Origin of the sequence: Mangrovimonas yunxiaonensis (genome assembly GCF_000733475.1) — a bacterium.
Taxonomy (GTDB): Bacteria; Bacteroidota; Bacteroidia; order Flavobacteriales; family Flavobacteriaceae; genus Mangrovimonas; species Mangrovimonas yunxiaonensis.
On the sequence record NZ_JPFK01000005.1, the window covers coordinates 286,020 to 310,911 of the forward strand.

Here is a 24,892-nt window from a genome sequence, read left to right on the forward strand (position 1 = left end):
TTTATGTTGAAATTCTTCAGTCATTCCTCCTCCTGAATGACAAGATGCTGAATTCTATGAGGAAACTTCTATCTGACATAAAACACTGCACCATTTGCAAAGACCATTTGCCATTAGGTCCAAGACCTGTTGTTTCTGCCGATAAACATTCAAAAATTGTGATTGTGGGTCAGGCACCAGGCCTAAAAGTCCACCAGTCGGGTATTCCTTGGGACGATGCCAGTGGCAAGCAATTACGAAATTGGTTGAATGTGACGCCCGAGCAATTTTACAACCCTAAAAACTTTGCCATACTACCTATGGGATTCTGTTATCCCGGAAAAGGAAAAAGTGGCGATTTACCACCACGACCAGAATGTGCGCCGCAATGGCACCAACCGTTGTTTGATAACATGAAACAGGTTGAATTGGTGCTTTTAATAGGCATGTATGCACAGCGTTATTATTTAAAAGAGCAGGCTAAAAGCACCCTAACCGAAACGGTTAAGAGCTTTAAAAACTATATGCCAAAATACCTGCCGTTACCACACCCAAGTCCTAGAAATCGGTTTTGGCTTACCAAAAACCCTTGGTTTGAGGTTGACGTTTTGCCGGAGTTAAGGAAAAGAGTTGAGATGATATTGTAATCACTTCTATCCACATCCTTTTAATTAAAACATAAAACCTCTCTATTTCTAGCAAGGCTCGCCTATGTTCTAAAAGTGAAGCGGTCTGAAATCTTGGTTTTAATCAACCATGCTTACCAGATTCCCAACCGTGTTTCCCTAAATACTGTTCACCACTTGCTACAGCGCCCGCTTCAATGCTAGTTCCCATACTATCATTCCAACGGTTTAAATAACCAAACAATGAAATCCCACCTAACATTTCTACAATTTCACCTTCGTCCCAATATTCATACAGGCGTTTTTGAATAGACGCATCAACCGCATTAGGCACTTAGCTGGCAGCCAAACTAAAATCTAAAGCGGCACGTTCGGCTTCAGAAAAAGCAGGATGGGTACGGTAGTCCCAAATGTTATTCAGTTGCTCCAGTTCGGCACCATAGCGTTCTGCGGCACGTATGGCATGCGCTTGGCAATACCGACAACCTGTGGCATTACTACTCACCCAAGCAATCATACGTTTTAGTGCAGAGGTTACCCGGCCTTCGTTGGCCATTACGGCTTTGTTGAGGTTTATAAACGCTTTGGAAATGGCTGGCCTGCGTTGCATGGTGAGTACGGAATTTGGGCAAAAACCAAGCGTTTCGTTAAAGAATTCGGCCAGTTTTTGGGTTTCTAAATCGTAATCTGCGGATAACGGTGTAACAAGTGGCATAGTCTTTTTTTTATTGGTATTTTTGATGTAATAAGTAACGTACTTATGACAAGAAACAAAAAATCTTCATAAAATGACAAATAAAGTAACCACGCATTGGAAAGGAAACTCACAATTTGAATCGGATAACCCAAGCGGAAAAACGCTGCTTATAGATACTTCAGAAGAACACGGCGGCCATAATTCTGGCTTGCGACCTAAAGCGTTAATGCTTTCTGCCTTAGCAGGGTGTTCGGGTTTGGATGTGGTGTCTGTTCTGGATAAGATGAAAGTGAAAATCTCCGATTTTAGAATGGATACCTATGGCGAATTGACCGAAGAACATCCAAAATACTACCACACTGTAACGGTAGAATACCACTTTTATGGCGAGGATTTAAACGAAAAGAAGATTAAAAAAGCGGTCGATTTGTCCATCGAGAAATACTGTGGCGTGATGGAAATGTTTCGCAAATTTGCCAATGTAAAAACAAGCATTCACTATCATAACAAATAATTGATTATAAGTGTTATACCGCGCCTGTCGAAGTGTCTTGAAAAGAGATTTCTCAGGGCTAGTTGGAATAACATAAAAAAATAAAAAGGAGCATGCGCTGGACGCTAAAACCCAAACCCGATTCCCAAAAAATTAAAACCCTTCAAGAGGCCTTGCAGGTAGATACCGTTGTTGCAACCTTATTGTTACAACGTGGGATTGAAACCTATGAGGCTGCCAAAACATTTTTTCGCCCAAGCTTGGACGATTTGCACGATCCTTTCTTAATGAAAGACATGGATAAAGCGGTGGCTAGAATTGAAGCTGCGATTGCAAAAGGAGAGCAAATTTTGGTGTACGGCGATTATGATGTAGATGGTACAACCTCGGTGGCCTTAATGAGTTCCTATTTAAAAACCAGAACCGATTTGGTGGCAACCTATATTCCAGATCGTTATGATGAAGGTTATGGCGTGTCGTTTAAAGGGATTGATTTTGCTCATGACAACGATTTTTCACTCATTATTGCGTTAGATTGCGGGGTTAAGGCCATAGATAAAGTCGCTTATGCCAAAGAAAAAGACATCGATTTTATTATTTGCGATCACCACAGGCCAGGCAATGAGTTGCCAAAAGCCGTTGCCATTTTAGACCCAAAGCGCGACGATTGCCAATACCCCTACAAAGAACTTTGTGGCTGTGGCGTTGGGTTTAAACTTATTCAGGCATTGGCCTCTAGGCAAGGGCAAACGGTTGCAGATTTAGTACCTTATCTCGATTTGGTAGCAACGGCCATAGGTGCCGATATTGTGCCCATTACAGGAGAAAACCGCGTGTTGGCGTATTTTGGGTTGCAGGTAATAAACAGCCAGCCACGACCAGGTATAAAAGCGATTATAGCTGAAGTAAAAAAAGACACCCTTACCATAACCGATGTGGTGTTTATTGTAGCGCCCAGAATTAATGCCGCAGGCCGTATGAAACACGGCAATCACGCCGTGACGTTACTTACTGAAACCGATTTTAATACCGCAGTAAACTACGCCATAGAAATAGATGCCTTTAATACCGATAGACGCGAAACCGATAAACGCATTACCCAAGAAGCGCTTGAGCAAATAGAAACCAATAACGAACAAGAAGGGTTTACTACAGTTGTTTATCACGAATCTTGGCATAAAGGGGTGATAGGCATTGTAGCATCTAGGTTAACAGAAACGTACTACAGACCAACCTTGGTGTTTACTAAAAGTGGTGACAAGTTGGCCGCATCGGCGCGATCGGTTTCCGGTTTCGATGTGTACAATGCCCTAGAAGCCTGTAGCGAATTTATTGAGCAGTTTGGCGGGCATAAATATGCCGCTGGACTAACCCTTAAAGAAGAAAACTACCCCGCTTTTAAACAAGCTTTTGAAGATGTGGTCTCTCAAACCATAGATAAAGCCTTATTAATACCCGAAATAAAAATTGATTTAAAAATAAACCTGCACCAAGTTGATGATAAGCTTATGCGGATTATTAAGCAATTTGCACCCTTTGGGCCACAAAACTTGGCGCCTGTTTTTATGAGCGAGCAGCTGCGCGATACAGGCTATGGTAAATGCGTTGGCGATGGCACACATTTACGGCTTATGGTAGGCGATAATACAAAAAGACTCGTAGGCATTGGTTTTGGTCTGGGGGAAAAACATCCCATAATCGCTAACGGCAAACCTTTTAAAGCAGCCTATGCCATTGATGAAAACCATTGGAATGGGCAGACCTCCATTCAATTGAAATTAAAAGATATAAAATAGCTCCCTGAATTAAATTAAAAAAAACGTTTCATCGTACAGCTTTAGCGGTACTTTTGACAGCGTAAAAACAAAGACTTATGGCAAAAACAGATCCCTATGCGGCCTTGCGATTTAAGGAGTTTAACATGTTCCTTTTAGTTCGATTCTTGTTGGTTTTTGGGTGGTCCATGCAGTTTATCGTTATCGAATGGGAAGTCTATACTTTAACTAAAGACCCGTTAGCCCTTGGTATAATAGGTCTAATGGAGATTATTCCAGCATTTACCATGGCGCTTTTTGCAGGGCATATAGTCGACCAAAGGGAAAAACGAAACCTATTAGCCCTATGTATTGCAGCCTTTTCACTAATTAGCTTAGGTCTGTTTTTGTTAACTTGGGATAAGGTGGTTGCCGGATGGACAACAACCTCTGTGTTGTACGGTATTTATGCGCTGGTCTTTTTTGGAGGGTTTTTACGCGCGTTTTTTGGGCCAACTATTTTTTCCCTAATCGCGCTTATTGTTCCTAAAAAGGTTTACCCAAATGCCGCCACGTGGAGCACCAGCACCTGGAAGGCCGCTGCCGTTTTAGGAGCGCTTTTTGGTGGGTTTTTTATTCATTGGATGGGGGTGCCAAAAACACTTTGTGTTATTTTTATTATGGTTATGATGTCGTTAGGCCTTATTTTCTTAATCAAGAAAAAGCCCATTTTAAACCCTAACCGTGGCGAGCCTATAAAACAAAGCTTAAAAAAGGGGGTTAAGTTTGTATTTTCTAACAAAGCCATTCTCGGTGCTTTAACGTTAGATATGATTGCGGTTTTGTTTGGAGGAACGGTAGCCTTACTTTCGGTTTTTGCGCAAGATATTTTAAAGGTGGGTTCGCAAGGATTTGGTATATTAAACGCTTCTATTTCCTTAGGAAGCATTGTAAGCATGTTTTTAACGACCTATATGCCGGTCTCTAAACATGCTGGTAAAAAGTTACTAGGGTCTATTTTTGTGTTTGGACTTTGCATTATTGCTTTTGGTTTGTCTTCGGTGTTTTGGATTAGTGTTGTAGCCTTGTTTTTAAGTGGTGCTGCCGATGGTATTTCCATGGTTATTAGGCAAACCATTTTACAGCTTAAAACACCCGATGAAATGCGAGGGCGTGTGTCGTCTGTAAATTCGATGTTTGTGGGCTCGTCTAACGAGCTAGGCGCTTTTGAAAGCGGGTTGGCCGCCAAGCTAATTGGCCCAGCTAGAGCCGTGGTTTTTGGGGGGATTATGACTCTAATAACCGTAACCATTATTGGCAAACGGAATAAAGTGCTTAGAACCCTAGATTTAACCGAAGACTACAAAGCACATGGTCAAGAAAACTAATACTGCTTCAATACCATAGCGTCACCATCAAAAACGCCATAGGTATAGTAGTTTATCCAATCGCCAAGATTAATGTATTTGGCCTGGTGTTCTAAATCTATTTCAAGAGGCAAATGTCTGTGGCCAAACACATAAAAATCGCGATGTTTTTGGGCTTCTTTTCGCTTGCAGTATTGCACCAGCCATTCGTTATCTTCGCCAAGAAACTTGGCATCTTCATCGCCAGAAATAAGTTTGTTTTCTACAGAGAGGTATTGGGCTAGTTTTACGCCTAAATCTGGGTGTAACCACCTAAACAACCATTTGCAAAACGGATTGGTAAACACCTTTTTCATGCGTTTATAGCCTTTGTCGCCAGGGCCTAAACCATCACCATGTCCAATTAAAAAGGTTTTGTTATTAAAGGTGAATTCCTGAGGTTTATGGTATACGGGAATGTTTAATTCTTCTTCAAAATAACCGTTCATCCACAAATCGTGGTTGCCCACAAAGTAATAAATAGGAATGCCAGAATCGCTTATTTCGGCGAGTTTTCCTAGGGTTCTGGTAAAGCCTTTTGGAACAACAGTTTTATATTCAAACCAAAAGTCGAACAAATCCCCGAGTAAGAAAATAGCGGCAGCATCTTGCTTAATGGTGTCTAACCAGGAAATAAATTTCTTTTCACGAGGGCGCGAGGCTTCTTGTGTGGGTGCTCCTAGATGGTTGTCGGAAGCAAAGTATATTTTTTTTCCTTTTGGAATGTTCATAGGGTAAATATATACAAATTCCTGCGGAGGCAGGAAGCTATTTATGCTGTTTTTTGCGGTTTTGCATGGTGATTTGCTAAGACCTTTAGGGCCTTACGGAATGAAATATGATCCCTTTTTTTAAAGGGATGCATTGTCGCTGGCATACCATTCGGCATAGCTGGTTTCGGTTTCCTGAAGTTTTAAAGCAAACAGCGAAATATGCTTCGGCAACCGTTGGGTTATTTTTTCGGCAAAATCAATCACCATCATTTCGCTGGTAGGTTGGTAATCGACCAACATAACGCTATGCCCGCGATCTTTTAGTGCTTTGGCCAGTTCGACATGTGGCGTGTTTTTGTTGAATACCGTGGCATGATCGAATACATCGACGATTTCTTCTTTTACGATTTTTTTTAAATCGCCAAAATCAATCACCATTCCATACTTTACGTGGTCGGTATTGTTAATAGGAGTGCCAATAACGGTAACCGATAGCTTATAGCTGTGACCGTGCACATTTTTACATTTACCATCATAGCCGTAAAGGGCATGTCCAGTTTCGAAAGAAAATTGCTTCGTGATTCGTATTTTACTCATGAGATAAAAATTTCATTGCAAAGGTATTGAATTTGTAAAACCAATTGGATTTTAAATTACATTTACGCACGTTTTGTGGTTTTAGTTTATGAGCGAGCTTTTTGAGCAATTGGATTTTGTTGAAAATCCGCAGTACGAACAAATTATTTCGGACTTGCAGCAGCAACAGTTTAGTATTGTTGAAACATTTTTTAATGACGAAGAGGTTGCGGCCTTGAGAGACGCCTTGTTGGAAAAGCAGGCCGATGATGCTTTTAAAAAAGCAGCCATAGGAAATAAGGTTAATGAAAACGTTGTTAAAACCATACGTGGCGATCATATTTTTTGGATAGACGAAACCAAGGTCAATGCCGCCGAAGGGCTTTTTTTTAATAAAATAAACAGCTTAATCACGTATTTAAACCAAACCTGTTTTATGGGAATCCTTTATAAGGAGTTCCATTATGCCATATACCCCCAAGGTACTTTTTACAAGCGCCATATCGATACGTTTCAAAACGACGACAGAAGAAAGCTATCTGTGGTGTGTTATTTAAACCACGAATCTTGGCAGCCAGAAAATGGGGGCGAATTGGTGTTGTATCTTAACCGAAATGGGATTGAGGTTCCTAAGGCAATTTACCCGTTTCCCGGGCGCGTGGTTATTTTTGAAAGCCAGATTTTAGAACACGAAGTAAAGCCTGTAAATACTAAAAGATTAAGCATTACAGGTTGGCTAAAAACCAGATAACGGCTATTTGCGGCCTCGGTAACGGTTGTAAAAGTAAATAACAATTAATACAACGGCTAAAAGTAAGAAAAGGCTATTTCCCATAATTAATCTTTGTTCATTTTATTTTTGTTATACCTATAAATAACATAAGCAATAGCAACCAGTACCACAAATGGCAGCATGGTACCAATAAACACGCCAATTTCGTAACTGCTGTCGGGGGCGTTTTTTATTTTTTCTTCAATATCGACTTGTTGTAGTAGTGCAAACATAGCTTATGTTGTAAGGGTAACAAAGTTACCGTTTTTGTGCTAACGGTAAAAAGAGTTTTCTAAATTTTATAATAAGCGGAAAGCCTCTAGCCATAATCCAGAAAATCATGGCAATAAAAATAGCATTTAGTTTATAACCGTATTGGTCAAGGCCAAACAATATTGGCAGAAACACCAAAAAGGTAGCAAACAGCAGTAGGTTTCTAAGGTATTTCATTTTGCCTAGGCCCTTAAACATACCATCAAAAATAAAGGCTAGGGCACATAGTGGCTGCATGGCCAAAACCACCCAAAACACCTTGTAAAACTGGGTTAAAACAGCTGGATCGTTGGTAAAAATTTCTCCAATCTGATAATAAAACAAGCCAAAGCAAAGCGCAATGGCAAGTCCGGCAAGCACCCCATGAACAATTAGTTTATTGCTTAAGCCAATAAGCGCATCATAACGCTTGGCGCCCAGTAATTTTCCCGATAGGATGTTTCCAGCGCTAGCATAACCATCGATTAAAAATGCGCCAAAAAACCAAATGTTAATGGCAATGGTATAGGCGGCAATATATTCGGCGCCATAACTTGTGGCAAAGGCACTAGCAAAATATAAAGTGACGTTAAGGGCAATGGTTCGTATAAATAAATTAAGCACCATAACGGTAAACCGTTTTATCTCTTTGTTAAAAGGGAGTTTTACTTTTAAAGGAATGGGGGTTTTCTTTAAAAGGTAAACAGCGGCAACAACAGCCATAACCAGTTGTGCTATTACACTGGCATAAGCAGCGCCTTTAATGTGCATTGCAGGAATAACGCCTTCTATGCCATAAACCAAAACAACATCCAGTATAATATTGGTAATGGTTCCTATGGCTGCGATAATCATGGGATAAAAGGTGTTTTGCAACCCACGAAACGCCCCAAATACAGCTATGGTAAATAGGGTAAAGGGAAATCCGAAAATTCTAATGTTGTAGTAGGTTACGCAATAGTCTAATATTAAACCAGAGGCGTTGTATAGTTTAAAAATATGGTTAGAGATTGGCCATGTGGTAAAAATAATAAATAAGCTTATAGCAAGAATAATAACAATGGCCTGGCCGGGGAGCGACTTTACCTCATTAAGTTTATTGGCGCCGAGGTATTGTGAAATTATAGATGAAATGGCGCTTCGTGTCTGCCCAAATACCCAGATCAGCATTGATAAAAAGGTGGTTACAATACCAACTGCAGCAAGTGCTTCGGTGGCGTTTGTATCAACATTGCCAACAATGGCAGTATCGGTTAACGAGAGTATGGGTTCAGATATTCCTGCAATAAGTGCGGGAATGGCCAAACGGTTAATGTTTTTTATGCTTATATCTGTACTCAAGAAAAAAGAACCCCAAAAGCGGGGCGATTTACGGTTTACCCTATTACAACGGCTAAGGTCGTGATTTTTCTGGTTTTTTGTTTTTTATTCAAAATGAATTTTATGTGTACTTTTGCAGGGCATTACAATTTTAGATTATGAAGAATATTTTAGTTCCTGTTGGGGCATCTGCCAATGCGATAAGCCATTTGCAATACGCCATAGACTTTGCTAAGGCTTTTGGCGCAAAAGTTTATGTGGTTCAGGTGTATAATGTGTATACAAAGGCAGGAACCATGCTTCAGGTAGACCGAATTCTAGAACGTGAAAGCTTGGCCTTTTTGCAACAGCATGTAGACCAAGTAAACAAGAAAGGCGTAGAGGTTGTTGTAAAAACCTTTAAAGGAAAACTAACGGAGACCATTTCAACAATTTGTAAGACGTTTAGCATAGACTTAATTTTAATCGAGCCGCGAACAACATCCATTAAAGAGGAAGTTTATTTAGGAAAGACCTCGGGGAAAATAATTAAGAAAACCAACATCCCGGCACTTATTGTCCCCGAAGGGTACGTGTTTAAGCCTATTATTTATATTTTGATGGCTTTAAAGTCGGCACATATTAAACAAGCCGATGCTTTGCAGCCTCTAAAGGCTATTCAAAACCAATTTAAAGCCATTCTTAAGCTGTTGTTGGTGAAAACACCCTACTATAAGGAAGGCGATTTTGATTTGAATACAGATTTGGCCCAAATGGTCACCAAGGTTACTAAAAGTGAAAATGCCACGACATTTCAAGGGGTTTTAGAGCATCACAAAGAAAACGACCCAGACTTATTGTGTGTAGTTCGTAGAAGGCGCGGTTTTTTTACCAAACTTTGGGAGAAAAATATCATTTTGAAGAAGGATTTTAACAGCCCTAACTTTCCCGTGTTGGTTTTAAGCGGGCTGAAATAAATTTTTTAATACAAAAACATGTGTTATTTTCAGAAAAGTAGTATTTTCGCATTCTCTAAAAGGGGCATTAGCTCAGCTGGCTAGAGCGTTTGGCTGGCAGCCAAAAGGTCATCGGTTCGACTCCGATATGCTCCACTTAAAAACTCGCAATCAGTTAATTATTAATTGGTTGCGTTTTTTTATGCCTTAAAAGCTGCATACACGTAAAAAAGGGATTAATCTTCCCAGCCGCAAAGGGTTCTGTTTTTGTTTCTGGCTTCTTCTAGCGAAACGCCTTTAATGGCGGCTTTGCAATTAGACAAGCCCCTGCATGTGTTGCTGTAGTGGTATTTCTTGCTGTAGTTGCCTGTGCAGATATAAACTTTTGAGGTATTGCTTGAGGTTAAAAAGAACGCAAATACAAGTGCCAAAAGCACCAGAATTACTTTGTGTTGCATGGTTAGGTTAAGTTAGTTAGCATACCAAAGTAGTTTAATAATCCTTTTTAAACAAGCCATTTAATAAAAAAAGATCGCTTAAGTTGTGTTTGGAACACTTCAGGAATTAGGGAATTGAATTCATTCAAGGGCAGAGACTCGCCCAGTTAGGAGGCGCACCATATTTGCTTTTCTTTTGAAGCGGTTTATACCATATAATTTAAAAAATAAACCATGTTTAGGTTATGGGTTTTTCCTTAAATGGAATGTTAGGGTCAAACAGTTCTAAAATAAGCGTGTTTAATTGCTCTTCAAAAGCTTGTAAGGTGGCTTGGGTAATTAGTGGGTCTTTGTTGTCCTGAAAGGCCATAACTCCCTTGCTGAGGTTTTTAAAGGAAATAATGCCCGCCGTAACAGGGCCTGAAAACGGGGTTTCGGCAGCTATCATAAAGGCGTAGGCCAATAATTGAAACGGCTTGCTGTATTTGTTGTAATCTGTTGTGAGCTCTTCCCAATGGTTAATTTTAAGCTGACCGGGTTCTACTTTTCCAGATTTATAATCAATGATCCTCAGGGTGCCATTAAATTCATCTACACGGTCAACCTTACCTGTTAAAAACACAGGAAAGTCTAAACCGGGAACGTTAATAGGGGTTTTTAGTTCCTGTTCTATGGCGATAATCTTAATTTGATGCCCTTCTTTTAAACACGCTATTTCTTCCTTGAGCACATTATAAACATAACGTTTGGCAATTTCGAAGATAATTAGGTTTTTTCCTGTTGAGGTGTTGCCTTTTTTAAACAGCTCTTTAAATTCCTGTTGCACCAAATGGTCTATCTTACTGGTCATGTCCAAAACCATTTTCTCACTTAAAAAAGCACCTTCAAATGGTTTGTATAATTTTTCCAGTGTGTTATGTAGTACGGTCCCTAAGGTGTTTGCGGCAACGGTTTCCTCCACATCGTCGTATGCTTTGATACTCAGAATTTTTTGGGCGTAAAAATCCAATGGATTTCTCATGTAGTTGGTAAGCGAAGAAGGTGAAAAGCCACGTTGGGCAATTTCCTTAAGCCTGCTAAGAGCTGTTTGGTGTTTAGCCACTTCAATGAGGTGCTCTTTTATAGGCGGCACCACTGGTGTTACGGTTTGAACGTTTAGTTCATGTACCTTTTCGATATCCAATTGGGTGATAAACCGGCTTTTTTCGCCACCATTTAACACGTCGGGTTCGGTATTGTAAAGGATGTAAACCTGTTTTGCGCGTTGCAACAGCCTATAAAAGTGATAGGTGTAAACAGCATCTTTTTCTTTATAGGTAGGGAGGTTATTTTCAATTTTCACATCAAAAGGGATAAACGAATTCTGGCTTTTTCCTGCAGGCAGGATGCCTTCGTTTACAGACGCAATAATAACGGTCTCAAAATCTAAAACCCGAGACTCCAGCATGCCCATAATTTGCAGCCCTTGTAAAGGCTCACCTTGAAAATCTAATGTATCTTGCTTAATAAGCTCCTTATACATGCTGTGAAGCGTTTGTGTCGATTGTATGTGGTCGTGTTTTCCAATAAGCGTCTCTAGGCTGTTAAAAATTTCATTAAAACGGTACAGGTACTCGAGCTGTAATAGATTTTTGCTTTTGTTTTTATTAAGGTGGCGTTTTGCTTCTTGAATAAGGGCTTTGCAGTTTTGAAGGCCTACAAGAGGGGTTTCGTTCCAGGGTTTAAATAGTAAACCCAGTATGGTTTCATTTTCGGGAGCTAGCGCAGTTACTTCATCGCGTGTTATAGAAATAATGTTGTTTTGCTGTATTTGTTCTATAATGTTATCGGCTGCATTGGTATCGTTCTTTTGAAACAATGGCCTTATGTATTCATGCGATAGAATGGCCACCACATCTTTGTAGTAAAAGGCCTTAGATGTTGATTTGTGAATGCTAAAGAGCTTTTCAAACAGCGATGCCAACGGAATTTGTACAAGAGGCAGTCCCATGGTAATGTTAATGCCATTAATGGTTTTAGGCAAAGCATTTAACAAGGGGATGAGTAAGGACTCGTTACCCAGAACAACAGCTGTATTTTTTAGGCCTTGTTTTAGGTTTAGTTCATCTAAAAGGGTTCCAATATATTTAACCTGTCCCACATTTTTAGGAACCCCCGTTATTTGTATTTGTTTGGGGGATGAATAATGGTTAGAAATCCAATTAAGTGGGTTGTTTTTAAAGTACGGCCAAGTGTTGGTGTGTGTTCTTATAAAGTGTCCTGCATCGTGAATTGTATCGGTAAAGAAATGCTGGTCTAGATCCCAATAGATTTGAGCGAGATCTTGTTGAAGCAGTTCTTGTATAATAAGTTCTTCGGCTTTGTTTAAGGCATTAAAGCCTACAAAAACAATGGTTTTACCTTTTAAGGTGGCTATGTAGTGCTCTAGGTTGTTTACAGCTTGCCTATAAACCAGGCCTTGGTAACCTTTTTGTTTTGCCGTAAGCCTGTTTGTTAAAGCGTGATAGTAACTGCCTAACCGGCTCCAAAAATCCAAATAATTTTTAATATAGGGTGTTTGGTTTTCCTCTAAGGACCAATGGTCGAGTTCTATTTCCTTAATAGCGCTCAGATAGTTGAAAATCTTATCTGGCGGTACCAAATAGCGGTCTATTTCGTTGAAATCCTGTAATAGGCGTTGGGCCCACTTATAAAAGGAATCGAAAGGTTCTATCTGTTCTTTTGGAGTAACTTTTAGATAGGCTTCGTAAAACTCAAAAAAAAGTTCTGTATTGGAGATGTATTCTAAGGTTGAAAGCGACTCGATAAAGCTTTCTATGGATGTTATTTCGGGCGAAAAGAAAGCGCCCTCTACATGTTTGTGTAGGGTATGTTTTAAAAATATCCCGGCGCGTTTGCTGGGGAGTACAAAAGTAAGGTCTGGTATATTTAGGCCTTGTTTTTTTAAATCTATTATTACGTCTTCAAGAAAACTTATCATATTATAAAAATAAAAAACGCTCCGATAACCGGAGCGTTTTTTGCTTTTATATTTTAACTAACTTATTACTTTACTAAGTTAATTTCAACTCTTCTGTTGTTCGCTCTACCAGCTCTAGTGCTGTTAGTGTCGATAGGCTTGTCTTCACCATAGCCCATTGAAGATAATCTAAACTGATCTACACCGTTAGCTACTAAGTATTCTTTTACAGAAAGGGCACGTTTTTCAGAAAGGCCTTGGTTAAGCTTGCTGCTTCCAACGCTATCAGTGTGTCCTTCAACAGTAAATTTAGCTGTTGGGTATTCGTTTAAGATGGCGATAATATCGCTTAACACTTTTTCAGACTCAGATTTAATAGATGCTTTACCTGTGTCGAATAAGATGGTCTTAGCATAAGCGTTAAGTGTTTTTTGCACTTCTTCAGTTACTTCTGGGCAACCGTTGTTAGCTACAGTACCAGCAACATCTGGACATTGGTCGTCTTTATCTAAAACGCTGTCACCGTCGCTATCTGGCCATGGGCAACCGTTGTTTTCAGCAGGACCAGCTTCGTTAGGACAGTTATCATCGTTATCAGCAATACCGTCACCGTCAGCATCTGGACATCCAGCTAAAGCTTTTTCACCAGCTACTGTTGGGCAGTTATCATCTTTGTCAGCAACACCGTCACCGTCAGCATCTGGACAACCGTTAAACTCAGCTAAACCAGCTTCGTTAGGACAATCGTCTTTTCCGTCTTCGATACCGTCGCCGTCAGAATCTGGACAACCGTTAAATTCAGCTAAACCAGCAACTTCTGGACAAGCATCGTCTTTGTCGTAAATGCCGTCACCGTCAGTGTCTTTTCCACCAAATCTAAATGAAATTCCAGCAGTATGTTGGAAATGTGTCGCTAAGTAATCTTCGAAAGCATGCTTGTAAGCACTTTGGAAGTTTAATCCAATGTTTTCAGATAACCAAAAGTTTAATCCTAGTGTACCGTTTAAAGTACCAGCGCCAATTTCATCAACCCAAGTATAACCACCGCCAACACCTAAGAAAGGCTCAACAACTTTTGTGTTTAATAATTGAGAAAAGCTATATTTTACTGTTCCATCAATACCATAGTATGATAAATCGTTAGCTTCTGCATCACCAAACTTATCAATTTTGTTGATAGATCCTGTTACGCCTAAGCTAAAGCCACTGTCTAAATATCTTGCAACAGATATGCTAGAAAGTGAAGGTAATACGTTCCAGTGGTCTGGCGCGTTAAAGTATTCGTCAAAATATCCACCAAGAGGAGCGTCTTCGCCAGTTGGATAGAAATCCACAGCGTTCACCCCAATACTAATGGCCCAAGGGTTGTTTTCATCTTGCGCATTAACATTGCTTAAGCCAAAAACAAGCAACATCGCGAACAATAATCTGCTAAGATTTTTCATATTCAAAAATTTAATTTTTAAGTGTTAATTGTAAGCAAAAGTAAGTTGTTAAATATTATTAACAAAGACAAATATAGAAAAATATTGAATATTTGCACTAAAATCTGGCGATATCCCGCCAAAAAATTAAATGATTTCCAATTTATTGCCAACTTTTTTAAAAGCTTCAATGGCTTTGTCTAAATGCTCCTTTTTATGGGCTGCAGATAGTTGAACACGGATTCTGGCTTTTTCTTTCGGCACTACAGGGTAAAAGAACCCAATAACATAAATACCTTCTTCTAGTAGCATGTTAGCCATGGTTTGCGATAGTTTGGCATCGTACAGCATAACGGGTACAATGGCCGAGTCGCCATCAATAATATCAAAACCAGCATCTTTAAGGCCTTTTTTAAAGTAGTTGGTGTTCCATTCTAATTGGTCTCTTAAAGCGGTGTTTTCAGAAAGCATTTCGAAAACCTTTATAGAGGCTCCTACAATTGCAGGTGCCAGAGAGTTTGAGAACAAATATGGTCTAGAGCGCTGGCGAAGCATTTCTATAATTTCCTTTTTACCAGTTGTGTAGCCACCCATGGCGCCGCCTAAGGCTTTGCCCAGGGTTCCGGTAATAATGTCTACCCGGCCCATGACGTTTTTGTCTTCTAGGGTTCCTCGACCGGTTTTTCCTATAAATCCGGCGGCATGACATTCGTCAATCATCACTAAGGCATCGTATTTATCGGCTAGATCGCAAATTTTATCTAAAGGGGCAACTAGGCCATCCATAGAGAATACCCCATCTGTAACAATAATTTTAAAGCGGGCACCATTTTCATTTGCAGCGATAAGCTGTTGTTCTAAATCGGCCATATCGTTGTTTTGGTAGCGGTATCTGGCCGCTTTACACAACCGTACCCCATCAATAATAGAGGCGTGGTTTAACGAATCGGAAATAATGGCGTCTTCTTTGGTTAAAAGAGGTTCAAAAACCCCACCGTTGGCATCGAAAGCAGCTGCGTAAAGAATGGTGTCTTCGGTGTGATAAAAATCGGCAATTTTCTTTTCCAAGGTTTTATGGATGTCTTGTGTGCCACAAATAAAACGCACAGACGACATGCCGAAGCCGTGGGTGTCCATGGTGTCTTTCGCTGCTTGAACAACCTCTGGGTGGTCGCTTAGGCCAAGGTAGTTATTGGCGCAAAAGTTAAGTACTTTTTCTCCGGTGTTAAGGGTGATTTCTGCGCCTTGAGATGAGGTGATAATGCGCTCCTCCTTAAACAGTCCTTCGTCCTTTATGTTTTGCAGTTCTTCCTGCAAATACGTTTTTATGTTTCCGTACATGATGGTGTTATGTTTTTTGCAAAGTTATAATTCTTTTATTGTAATTTCTTGGTTTATGTAAACGAGTATTTTTTTCACAACGGAGTATCCCATTTCTTCAAGCGTGTATTGGTATGTGGTAATTTGGTTAAGGTGCTCGGGTTTTTCGGCACCTGTTTTATAATCTATAATAGCGGCTTCTTTATTTTTGTTAATGGTTATTTTGTCTGGTCTTACAATTCTGCCGTTTTTTAAGATAATGTCGCGTTCGTTGTAATGGGTTAACGTTTCTGTAAAGAATGGGCGTAGTTTGTTGTGGTCGACAATTTTTAAGATGAGTGGTTTAAGGTCTTTTGCTTGTGTTTCTGTTATTTTTCCGTGATCTAAATATTGATTAAAGGCTTGTTCTACATCGGCTTTGGTGTTAATTTTAGCCATGATGTTATGAACTAAGTTTCCTTTTTCGATAGCGTTTTCTTGTGGGGTATCCCATAAATAACCGGCATTGGTTAAAATGTTAAGCTGCAGTTCTTCCCGTGGGGTCGAGATAAATTGTGTTAGGGTTGTGGTTGTGTTTTTTTTAGGGGCAACATGGTTTTTGGTTGGGGCTCCAAAGGTGTAGGTGGCTTGCGAATCTTGCCACTGCTGGGTTGATTTTAAATAATGAATAAACAATCCCGAATACTTCTTTAAATTTTCCTGATTTTTTTTGTCGAGATCGAGCTCTGATATAACATACAGCTCCTTAACAGCTCTGGTTAAAACCACGTAAAGTAAGTTTATGGTATCTAGTTCTAGTTGTGCTTGGTATTGTTCGAATAGTTGTTTGCCTACATCGCCATAGGTTTCTAAATCATTATTCTTATTAATGTACATATAAGGAAACCCGTAGGTGGCTTCGTCTATGGGGAACCAGATTTTTGGGTTTTTATTAAAATAGATGTCCTGATTGGCAAAAGGAAATATCACAATAGGAAATTCCAGACCTTTAGATTTGTGAATGGTCATAATCTGTACGGCATTGGCATCTTGGGGGGCAGAAATGCTAAGGGCATCTTTTTTGCGTTCCCAAAGTTCTATAAAGCCCGAAATGTTGGCATGGTGCTTTTGCGAAAAGTCTAAAATTTCGTCCAAGAAAAATTGCACATAGGCATTGGCCTGTTCGTTTAGGCTAAATCCTCTTACAATGCTTTCGGCAGCCTCATAAATGGGTAGGCTAGTAAAGGTGTTAAAATTAAAGTGAACATGGTACTTGGCTAACTCGCCGAAAAGTGTTTTTGGCGGCAGGGCCATAAAGTGGCTTAAAAAAACATGCGTCTCGCTACCGTGGTTAAGGTGGTCGCTTAAAAATAAGAGAACGGCAAGTTTAATTTCGTTGTTTTTTGGCTGAAGGCTAAGCTGCAGCATGTTTACCATAAAATTAACCTCCTTAGAATGGCATAACAATAACGATTCTGAAGAGATAACGTCAATCCCTTCATTGGTTAGGTGGGTTGCTATAGCCACACCTTCTTTTCCTTTTCTGGTAATAATGCAAATGTCGCCCCATTGAAACCCTTGGCTGGTAACCTGATTAATATGGTCCAGCGTTTTTTGGCAGTGTAATAGGTAGGGGTCTTCGTTTTTGGTGTCTAAAAACGTTAGTTCAACATAGCCTGAATCGTGGTTAACAACCTGTTGTTCGCTTGCTTGGTATATGGCCTGATAGCTTGGGTTAGAAAAGGCGAGGTTAGCTATATGCTGAAAAAAGTGGTTGTTAAACGCAACAATGGTTTTCGTGCTGCGGTAATTAAACGCTAGTTGTTCCAGCGATATTTCGGTTTGAAAGGGGTTTGCTGTTTTATTATACAGGTCTATAAACTGTTCGGCACGCCCGCCACGCCAACGGTAAATGGCCTGTTTGGCATCGCCAACCAGCATGAGGGAACCGCGTTCACCTTTAAGATTTTCGCCCGATAGGGCATTGGCGATTAAAGGCTCTAGGTTTTGCCATTGCAAGATGGAGGTGTCTTGAAATTCATCAATAAAAAAGTGGCGAAACTTTTCACCAAGGCGTTCGTAGATAAAAGGGGCTGGCTGCTGGTTGATTTCGTTGTGAATGATGGTATTAAACTCTGAAATTAGCAACAGGTCGTCTTCGGCTTTTATCTCATCCAATGTTTGGCTTATGGCACTTAATACCGAAAGCGGTGTAATGTTTTTTAAGCTGTTTTTAAGGAAGCTCTCTTGGGCGATAAGCTGTTTTATCTGGTTAAATAAAAGGGCTAGCTGTGGCTGTATTTTTGTTATGGTTTGTGCCGTGTTTTCTGTTACCTTTTTAGGATATAGAGGGTCGCCTTCGGTGAGTTTGGTTTGCCAGCCGGCGGTAAACCCCACGTTAAAGTCGCCAGTGGCAATTTTGGTGAAAAACTTGGGCAGGTAGCTTGCATAAAAATCACTATGGGTAATGCCTTCGGTATCAATAAGGTTAAGGGCTTGCTGTGCCGTGTTAATAATAAGCGCTTTTTTTTGCTGTTGTTCTTTTTTAAGGAGCCCTTTTAAGGTTGAAAAATCTTGTAACGACTTGTGTTTTATTTGGTTTAAATAGCTAAGGTCGTTTTCGCTAACAAGCAATCTGGCCATGTTGTTAAAATCGTAGGCGATGTCCCAGCTTTTATCGTCATCGGCTTTTTCAATGGCAAAATCTACCAAAACCTTGGTTAAGGCTTGATCGTTGCCTGCCTTGTCTATAAGTTGGTCTACGGCTTTGCCCAGCACGTATGGCGTGTCTAGTTCTACTTCAAAATTTACGGGCAGCTTTAAATCGTGAGCAAAGGTTCTAACCAGTTTGTGGTTAAACTTGTCGATGGTCGAAATATCGAAAGCTGCATAGTTGTGCACCATTTTATGCAGTACCACTTTGGCTTTTTGGTGTAGGGCCAATGGACTTAAGTTTAGCTCCTGTGACAGGGCAGTAAACATGGGGTGATTTTCCTGAACGATGCTTGGGTTGGAAAACGTTTTTAGCGTATCGATTATGCGAGACTTCATTTCGTTAACCGCCTTATTGGTAAAGGTAAGAGCCAGTAACGACTTAAATGCAAGGGGGCTTTTGGCCTCTAAAACCGTGCGCAAATAATTTTTAACTAAGGTGAAGGTCTTGCCACTTCCGGCAGAGGCATTGTATATGGTAAATGCTTCGCGATGCGTCATAAGGCTATGATAATTTGGTACAAGATAAAAACAATCAATCACTTCATAACAATTAATTATTTCCATTTTATGGAAAGTGTCTAATAATCGTTAAATTTGAAGTAGAAATTAATTTAATCATTTAAAAACAAAAATATTATGGCATTTGAATTACCACAATTAAAATATGCTTACGATGCGTTAGAGCCACACATTGATGCACGTACCATGGAAATACACCATACAAAACACCACAACGGATATACAACAAAGCTAAACGATGCTATTGCCGGAACCGATTTAGAAGGCAAAACCATAGAGAATATTTTGGGCAATTTAGATATGGCCAATGCTGCTGTTAGAAACAATGGTGGTGGGTATTACAACCACACCTTATTTTGGGAGGTTATAAACCCAGAAGGAAAAGGACGTTTGTCGGGTGATTTAAAAGATGCTATTGAGGCTGCTTATGGGTCTTTTGAGGCGTTTAAAGATGCGTTTAGCAAGGCTGCCGCGACCCAATTTGGATCGGGATGGGCTTGGTTATGCGTTCATGAAGGCGGGAAGGTAGAAGTGTGTTCAACACCAAACCAAGATAACCCTTTAATGCCAGGTATTGGTTGTGGAGGGACACCTATTTTAGGATTGGATGTTTGGGAGCATGCGTACTACTTAAACTATCAAAACAGAAGACCAGACTATATAGAAGCCTTTTTTAACATTATTAACTGGAATGAAGTAGAGCGTCGTTACGCTCAAGCAAAATAGATTATAAAGATACCTTGTATTGTATTTTAAAAGAGCAAACCATTTTGGTTTGCTTTTTTATTTGAAGGAATTAAAAACAGCAAAGATGACGTTGTAACAAAAGGTGGTAAAATAAAAAAGGTGAACGAAAGTTCACCTTTTTTGCCCCAAATCTACCATAAACTTAACCTACTTATGTTATGGTGGTAACAAATATATACGAGGAAATACTTATGAGAACAAAAAAATGGATGAATGGCGTATAAATTAGGCTGAAGGGAATGTTTTTGGGTTAATTAGCAAGAAGTTGGACTTTTTAAGGGGGCTTAAAATAAAAAAAGGTGAACGAAAGTTCACCTTTTTTTGCCCCAAATCTACCATGAACTTAACCTACTTATGTTATGGTAGTACTAAGGTAAATCTTCTTCATCAATAAATATCAAAAAAACAGATGAACGGCATTTTTTTTAGTTAAAAAGGTCGATTTGTAGGATAAACTGCATATTTAACTTATTGATTAATAGGCTCTTTCTTTATTGCCTTCAAAGAAATTAATAAAGGCCCTATTAACAACCCGATTGCCACCAGCGGTGGGGTAGTTTCCTGTAAAGTACCAGTCGCCTAAGTTTTTAGGACAGGCCTTGTGGAGGTTTTCTACCGGTTGGAAAATAGTTTCTACCTTGGCGTTAACGGTTTCGTCTGCAATAAGCTGGGCGATTTTATCAGAGATCTCTTCGTCTGTAAACTGCGCGTACAGCTCTTTTACAAAGTTTCTCACATCTTTGTCCTCTAGGGTTACTTGGGCTTTACATTTTTGGTAAACCTCTTCTACCATGTGGTATTTGTTGTTTTCTTCCAGTAGTTCCAGCATGGCCCTAAAGGCTATAAGGTCTTCTAGCCTAGCCATATCTATACCGTAACAGTCTGGATAGCGAATTTGTGGGGCAGAGGAGACTACGATTATTTTTTTAGGACTTAAGCGGTCCATCATTTTAATAATACTTTTCTTTAAGGTAGTACCTCTTACAATACTATCGTCTATAATAACCAGGTTGTCGGTAGGTTTTATTACGCCATAAGTTACATCGTACACGTGGGCCACCAAGTCGTCTCGGCTGCTATCTTCGGTAATAAAGGTGCGAAGCTTAACGTCTTTTATGGCTATTTTTTCAATGCGTGGTCTTTCGGAAAGGATTTCTTTTACCTTTTCTGCCGATAATTGCCCGTTACCATCTAAGATGGCTTGTGTTTTCTTTTGGTTTAAGTGCTCTTCTACGGTTTCTATCATTCCAAAGAACGAGGTTTCTGCAGTATTTGGAATATAGGAAAACACGGTATTTTGGGTGTCTTTATTTATGGCTTGTAGCACTTTAGGCATAAGCAGTTTACCCAGTTGTTTGCGTTCTTGGTAAATTTCGGCATCGCTACCTCTTGAAAAGTAAATGCGCTCGAAGGAGCAGGCTTTTCTTTCTAGGGGTTCGATAATTTTTTTGATGGCGACTTCTCCAGATTTTTTGGTGATAATGGCATGCCCAGGGTCGAGTTCCTTTACATCTTCGAAGGCCACATTAAATACGGTTTGAATTACAGGGCGTTCTGAGGCGACCACTACCACTTCGTCGTCTTTATAGTAGTATGCGGGGCGTATTCCTGCGGGATCGCGAAGCACAAACGCATCGCCGTGTCCTAACAGGCCGGCCATGGCATAGCCGCCGTCCCAGTCTTTAGATGCTTTTTTAAGAATCTTGGCAACATTTAAGCGGTCGGCAATTAGTGGTGAGCATTCGTGCTTGCTGTAGCCTTCTTTTTTTAGTTTTTTATAGATTTTAGAAACGGCATCGTCCAGAAAGTGCCCAATTTTCTCCATAATGGTTACGGTATCGGCTTTTTCCTTTGGGTGCTGTCCCAGTTCGACCAACCTATCGAAAAGTTGGTTTACATTGGTCATATTAAAGTTTCCGGCAACAATAAGGTTGCGGTGCATCCAGTTGTTTTGTCTTAAAAACGGATGTACACTTTCTACGCTATTTTTTCCGAAGGTACCATAGCGCACATGCCCTAAAAGCACTTCACCAATGTAAGGGATGTGGCGTTTTTGCAGTGCGACATCGTTGGCGTATTCTGGGTGTTCTGTAAGTTCTTTGTTGATGCGTTGGTTTATTTGCCCAAAAATATCCTGAATGGGTTGTTGCGCAATAGATCGCACACGGCTTATGTAGCGTTCGCCAGGTTGGGTGTCTAGTTTAATGCTGGCAAAACCGGCACCATCCTGACCGCGATTGTGTTGTTTTTCCATCATGAGGTACATTTTGTTTACCCCATAAAAGGCACTGCCGTATTTTTCTTTGTAGAACTCTAAGGGCTTTAGGAGTCTAATTTGTGCAATGCCACATTCGTGTTTTAGTGCGTCGCTCATAATATGTGTTGTTGTGTTGTTGCGGGTTGTGCTGTACCGCGTAATAAAATTAATATATAAATTAAAACGCGCCCAATTTGGGCGCGTTTGTACTTATGCGAGTTCTATGTCGAACTGCGTTAATTGTTTAAATTCTTGTAAGCGTTTAAAGATCTCGTTTTTCGAGAGTTGTTGCATGCGCTCTGTTCCAAATTTTTCAACACAAAAAGACGCGAGGGTCGAACCGTAAATTACAGCTTGTTTCATGTTGTTAAAAGAGATGTCGTCTGTTTTTGCTAAAAACCCGATAAATCCGCCGGCAAAGGTATCGCCTGCTCCCGTTGGGTCGAAAACTTCTTCTAGTGGTAAGGCTGGTGCGTAAAACACATTGTCGTCATGGAATAGTAGGGCGCCATGTTCGCCTTTTTTTATAACCACGTATTTGGGCCCCATTTCGTGTATTTTTCTAGCGGCTACCACTAAAGAGTGTTGGCCTGTAAGCTGGCGGGCTTCTTCGTCGTTTATTGTAATAACGTCTACTTTACCAATAACGTCGTGCAGGTCTTCTAAGGCGTTGTCCATCCAGAAATTCATGGTGTCTAGCACCACTAGTTTCGGTTTGTTTTCCATTTGCTCCAGAACGCTTAATTGTACTAGGGGGTGGAGGTTTCCTAGCATAACATAGTCGGCATTTTTATATGCTGAAGGGACTACGGGGTTAAAATCTGCTAGGGTATTTAATTCTGTGGTTATGGTGTCTCTGGTGTTCATGTCGTTATGGTAGCGTCCGCTCCAGAAGAAGGTTTTGCCTTCTTTTACGATTTCTATACCAGAAATGTTGATGTTTTTTTGTTGTAGTATGTTTAGGTAGTCTTGTGGGAAATCGCCTCCTACGACTGATACAGCTGCGGCATCGATATCGAATTGGGAAGCTGCTAATCCAATAAAGGTTGCGGCGCCTCCTAATATTTTATCGGTTTTGCCAAAAGGGGTTTCTATGGCGTCGAAGGCCACGGTACCTACGATAACTAATTTGCTCATATATCGTGTTGTAATTTTTTTGCAAATATAGGGGTTTTTTAACGAAGTACACGATAATAATTATTTGTGTGTGTGTCTTTTACTAACAGCCTGGTTTATGGTTTTTTCATAGCTAAAGAAGTGTTTATGAGGGTTTTTGGGGTTGGGACTTAGTGGTTGTGTGAGGGCTTTAAACTACGCTTTATATCTTGTGAGGAACATTGATGGACTCATTTATTCTTCTAATAGAGGCATTAACAAAACCCTTAAGTATGAATATGGATTAAAACAAACCATTAAAAACACCAAACTAGCTCAAAAAATGACTAAAAAGGCTATATTTACTTACAATAACTTTAGAACGCATTGGAGTCTAAATTTAAGCACCCCAAAAATGGTTAACCTATTTCAGGACAAGACAAAATGAAAAAAATAATTTTAGTTTCTTGGATATTTGTTCTATTGTTGGCCTGCAACAAGGACGATGATAGACCCGAACCTACAGTTGAAGAAGAACCTGACTTGTCTTTTCCAGAGTGCCTTTTGAGCAACGATATCTTTGAGTACAACCTGATTATGAGCAATCCGCCTGATGAACCAACTAGGGCACATATTGTTAAATCTATTTATCAAGGAGTGCCTGTCTATTCATTCAACCATGAAGTTATACTTGATCTTCCATTAGTGTTCTATAACAATCAATGTGAAGAGGTTTGCAGATATGTTTGGAACGGGCCTGGCACAACTTGTATAAACCTTCTTGCTGACCTTGAAACTATCGGTGTTGTTTGGACAGACCCAAGATAAAAATTTGCCCATAACAATATGTATAGCCCATTGCGGCTTAATTCCTAATCGGAATTCATTTCAATTTCCTATCTTCGGTCTACGACGGAAAATCATAGCTAATTTCCTGTAACCAAAACATAGCCATACACAAGCCAATTTAAAAGCGACAAATGAAGCCAATCTTCTTAATTTTATGTATTGTAATTTTTAGCTGTAATACAAAAAACAAACCGAACGAATTAAAAACAGAAAGCCCAACTGAACAAAAAAATGATAAAATAAAAGTTTTAAACTTTGGAACATTTCACTTTGGTTACACCCCTGATGCTAACAAAACAGAATTCGATGAACATAGTGAGGAAGCACAGAAAGAAATTAGAGAAATTTCTAAAATGTTGGCACAATTTAAACCTACAATAATATGTATTGAAAATTTACCAAAATTTAATAATGAAATTAATAAAGCTTATCAGGATTTTTTAGATAATCCCTCTACGCTAAACACTAATTATGGCGAAAGTAGTATGATTGGATTTGATGTTGGCAGGTTGAGTAATGTAAAAAAAATATATGGCATAGATAACCATATGGGGTATAATTATAGTGTTGGAGATTTTATCGAAAATAATCCAGAACTTGAAAATTCTATTGATTCAAAAACGTATTTACAACTTACAAACGAGCCATTTAAAGAGTATCCTGAAATAGCTAAACGAGAGGCGAAATATGATGAACTATCTTTACTCGAAAAACTAAAATTAAGTAACGAGCCCATACATCTTGATTACGCAATAAACACTAATGCAGATAAATTACTTTATGTAGGAATAGATGATGGATTTGAAGGTGCTGATAATGCAGCCATCTTTTACCATAGAAATATGAAAATATTTTCCAATCTAAACAGAATTCCAATGACAAAAAATGACAGAGTGTTTATAATTATGGGAACTGCTCATACGGCTTTTTTAAGAGAATTTATGAGAAGAAGCCCAAAATTTGAAATGGTAAACACATTAGAATATTTAAATTAAAAAAACAGGCTACCACAATGGCCATAAGTAATGGCTTTTGCTTGTGTCCTCTCGAAAAACCCTCCTAAACATG

21 protein-coding genes, 1 tRNA gene and 1 pseudogene are annotated in these 24,892 nt (G+C 39.6%); 11 read left to right on the forward strand and 12 right to left on the reverse strand.

What is annotated here, in order from left to right; translation table 11 throughout:
• Positions 1–56: 56 nt before the first annotated feature.
• Positions 57–626 (forward strand): uracil-DNA glycosylase family protein, encoded by a 570-nt coding sequence (locus IA57_RS05480; RefSeq protein WP_036121344.1) that lies wholly within the window; start codon positions 57–59, stop codon positions 624–626.
• 103 nt (positions 627–729) lie between these two features.
• Here the strand turns inward: IA57_RS05480 and IA57_RS05485 are convergent.
• A pseudogene (locus tag IA57_RS05485) lies at positions 730–1,320 on the reverse strand (carboxymuconolactone decarboxylase family protein).
• A gap of 73 nt (positions 1,321–1,393) precedes the next feature.
• On the opposite strand from IA57_RS05485, the gene IA57_RS05490 reads away from it, so the two are divergent.
• The 3 genes from IA57_RS05490 (at position 1,394) to IA57_RS05500 (ending at position 4,937) form a co-directional block, all read left to right on the forward strand.
• Positions 1,394–1,816, forward strand: coding sequence for an OsmC family protein (locus IA57_RS05490; protein ID WP_036120349.1), 423 nt, complete (start codon positions 1,394–1,396; stop codon positions 1,814–1,816).
• A gap of 92 nt (positions 1,817–1,908) precedes the next feature.
• A complete protein-coding gene (recJ, locus tag IA57_RS05495) occupies positions 1,909–3,591 on the forward strand; it encodes a single-stranded-DNA-specific exonuclease RecJ (protein ID WP_036120350.1) in 1,683 nt (560 codons plus the stop codon).
• A 77-nt stretch (positions 3,592–3,668) separates the two neighbouring features.
• On the forward strand, positions 3,669–4,937 hold the full coding sequence (locus IA57_RS05500) for an MFS transporter (RefSeq protein WP_036120353.1): 1,269 nt from the start codon (positions 3,669–3,671) through the stop codon (positions 4,935–4,937).
• Here the strand turns inward: IA57_RS05500 and IA57_RS05505 are convergent.
• On the reverse strand, positions 4,934–5,686 hold the full coding sequence (locus IA57_RS05505; protein ID WP_036120356.1) for a UDP-2,3-diacylglucosamine diphosphatase: 753 nt from the start codon (positions 5,684–5,686) through the stop codon (positions 4,934–4,936). The genes IA57_RS05500 and IA57_RS05505 overlap by 4 nt on opposite strands.
• Positions 5,687–5,806: 120 nt before the next feature.
• Positions 5,807–6,265, reverse strand: a complete 459-nt coding sequence (locus IA57_RS05510; RefSeq protein WP_036120359.1) for a 6-pyruvoyl trahydropterin synthase family protein — start codon at positions 6,263–6,265, stop codon at positions 5,807–5,809.
• 88 nt (positions 6,266–6,353) lie between these two features.
• Here IA57_RS05510 and IA57_RS05515 point away from each other — a divergent pair, with 88 nt between their 5' ends.
• On the forward strand, positions 6,354–6,995 hold the full coding sequence (locus IA57_RS05515; protein ID WP_036120362.1) for a 2OG-Fe(II) oxygenase: 642 nt from the start codon (positions 6,354–6,356) through the stop codon (positions 6,993–6,995).
• Positions 6,996–7,081: 86 nt separating this feature from the next.
• On the opposite strand, the gene IA57_RS12655 is transcribed toward IA57_RS05515, so the two are convergent.
• Together IA57_RS12655 and IA57_RS05520 are read right to left on the reverse strand one after the other, a co-directional pair.
• Positions 7,082–7,249, reverse strand: a complete 168-nt coding sequence (locus IA57_RS12655; protein ID WP_169738982.1) for a hypothetical protein — start codon at positions 7,247–7,249, stop codon at positions 7,082–7,084.
• 25 nt (positions 7,250–7,274) lie between these two features.
• Complete coding sequence (locus IA57_RS05520; RefSeq protein ID WP_036120365.1) at positions 7,275–8,609, reverse strand: MATE family efflux transporter; 1,335 nt, start codon at positions 8,607–8,609, stop codon at positions 7,275–7,277.
• A gap of 137 nt (positions 8,610–8,746) precedes the next feature.
• Between IA57_RS05520 and IA57_RS05525 the strand changes: the two genes are divergently transcribed.
• Both IA57_RS05525 and IA57_RS05530 read left to right on the forward strand, forming a co-directional pair.
• Positions 8,747–9,544: a universal stress protein gene (locus tag IA57_RS05525; protein WP_036120368.1), complete on the forward strand. Its 798-nt coding sequence runs from the start codon at positions 8,747–8,749 to the stop codon at positions 9,542–9,544.
• A gap of 61 nt (positions 9,545–9,605) precedes the next feature.
• A tRNA-Ala gene (locus tag IA57_RS05530) sits at positions 9,606–9,679 on the forward strand.
• Between the two features lie 80 nt (positions 9,680–9,759).
• Here the strand turns inward: IA57_RS05530 and IA57_RS05535 are convergent.
• From IA57_RS05535 to IA57_RS05555, 5 genes are all read right to left on the reverse strand, one after another.
• Positions 9,760–9,981: a hypothetical protein gene (locus tag IA57_RS05535; protein WP_036120371.1), complete on the reverse strand. Its 222-nt coding sequence runs from the start codon at positions 9,979–9,981 to the stop codon at positions 9,760–9,762.
• Between the two features lie 217 nt (positions 9,982–10,198).
• A complete protein-coding gene (locus tag IA57_RS05540) occupies positions 10,199–12,940 on the reverse strand; it encodes a PD-(D/E)XK nuclease family protein (protein WP_036120374.1) in 2,742 nt (913 codons plus the stop codon).
• 65 nt (positions 12,941–13,005) lie between these two features.
• The gene (locus tag IA57_RS05545) at positions 13,006–14,364 is read right to left on the reverse strand and encodes an OmpA family protein (protein WP_036120377.1); all 1,359 of its coding nucleotides are present in this window, start codon (positions 14,362–14,364) and stop codon (positions 13,006–13,008) included.
• Between the two features lie 126 nt (positions 14,365–14,490).
• On the reverse strand, positions 14,491–15,684 hold the full coding sequence (gene kbl / locus IA57_RS05550) for a glycine C-acetyltransferase (RefSeq protein WP_036120379.1): 1,194 nt from the start codon (positions 15,682–15,684) through the stop codon (positions 14,491–14,493).
• 24 nt (positions 15,685–15,708) lie between these two features.
• Positions 15,709–18,855, reverse strand: coding sequence for a UvrD-helicase domain-containing protein (locus tag IA57_RS05555; RefSeq protein WP_036120382.1), 3,147 nt, complete (start codon positions 18,853–18,855; stop codon positions 15,709–15,711).
• A 138-nt stretch (positions 18,856–18,993) separates the two neighbouring features.
• Here IA57_RS05555 and IA57_RS05560 point away from each other — a divergent pair, with 138 nt between their 5' ends.
• On the forward strand, positions 18,994–19,602 hold the full coding sequence (locus IA57_RS05560; protein ID WP_036120385.1) for a superoxide dismutase: 609 nt from the start codon (positions 18,994–18,996) through the stop codon (positions 19,600–19,602).
• A gap of 496 nt (positions 19,603–20,098) precedes the next feature.
• On the opposite strand, the gene IA57_RS05565 is transcribed toward IA57_RS05560, so the two are convergent.
• The gene (locus IA57_RS05565; RefSeq protein WP_036120387.1) at positions 20,099–21,997 is read right to left on the reverse strand and encodes an amidophosphoribosyltransferase; all 1,899 of its coding nucleotides are present in this window, start codon (positions 21,995–21,997) and stop codon (positions 20,099–20,101) included.
• Between the two features lie 93 nt (positions 21,998–22,090).
• On the reverse strand, positions 22,091–23,017 hold the full coding sequence (locus IA57_RS05570; RefSeq protein WP_036120390.1) for a PfkB family carbohydrate kinase: 927 nt from the start codon (positions 23,015–23,017) through the stop codon (positions 22,091–22,093).
• 190 nt (positions 23,018–23,207) lie between these two features.
• Between IA57_RS05570 and IA57_RS05575 the strand changes: the two genes are divergently transcribed.
• The 3 genes from IA57_RS05575 (at position 23,208) to IA57_RS05585 (ending at position 24,819) form a co-directional block, all read left to right on the forward strand.
• Positions 23,208–23,423, forward strand: a complete 216-nt coding sequence (locus IA57_RS05575; RefSeq protein WP_051881006.1) for an integrase core domain-containing protein — start codon at positions 23,208–23,210, stop codon at positions 23,421–23,423.
• The gene (locus tag IA57_RS05580; RefSeq protein WP_036120393.1) at positions 23,420–23,803 is read left to right on the forward strand and encodes a hypothetical protein; all 384 of its coding nucleotides are present in this window, start codon (positions 23,420–23,422) and stop codon (positions 23,801–23,803) included. Before IA57_RS05575 ends, IA57_RS05580 begins: the two co-directional genes overlap by 4 nt.
• A 152-nt stretch (positions 23,804–23,955) precedes the next feature.
• Positions 23,956–24,819 carry a DUF5694 domain-containing protein gene (locus IA57_RS05585; RefSeq protein ID WP_036120396.1) on the forward strand — a complete coding sequence of 288 codons (864 nt, stop codon included), beginning with the start codon at positions 23,956–23,958 and terminating at the stop codon, positions 24,817–24,819.
• Positions 24,820–24,892: the final 73 nt, after the last annotated feature.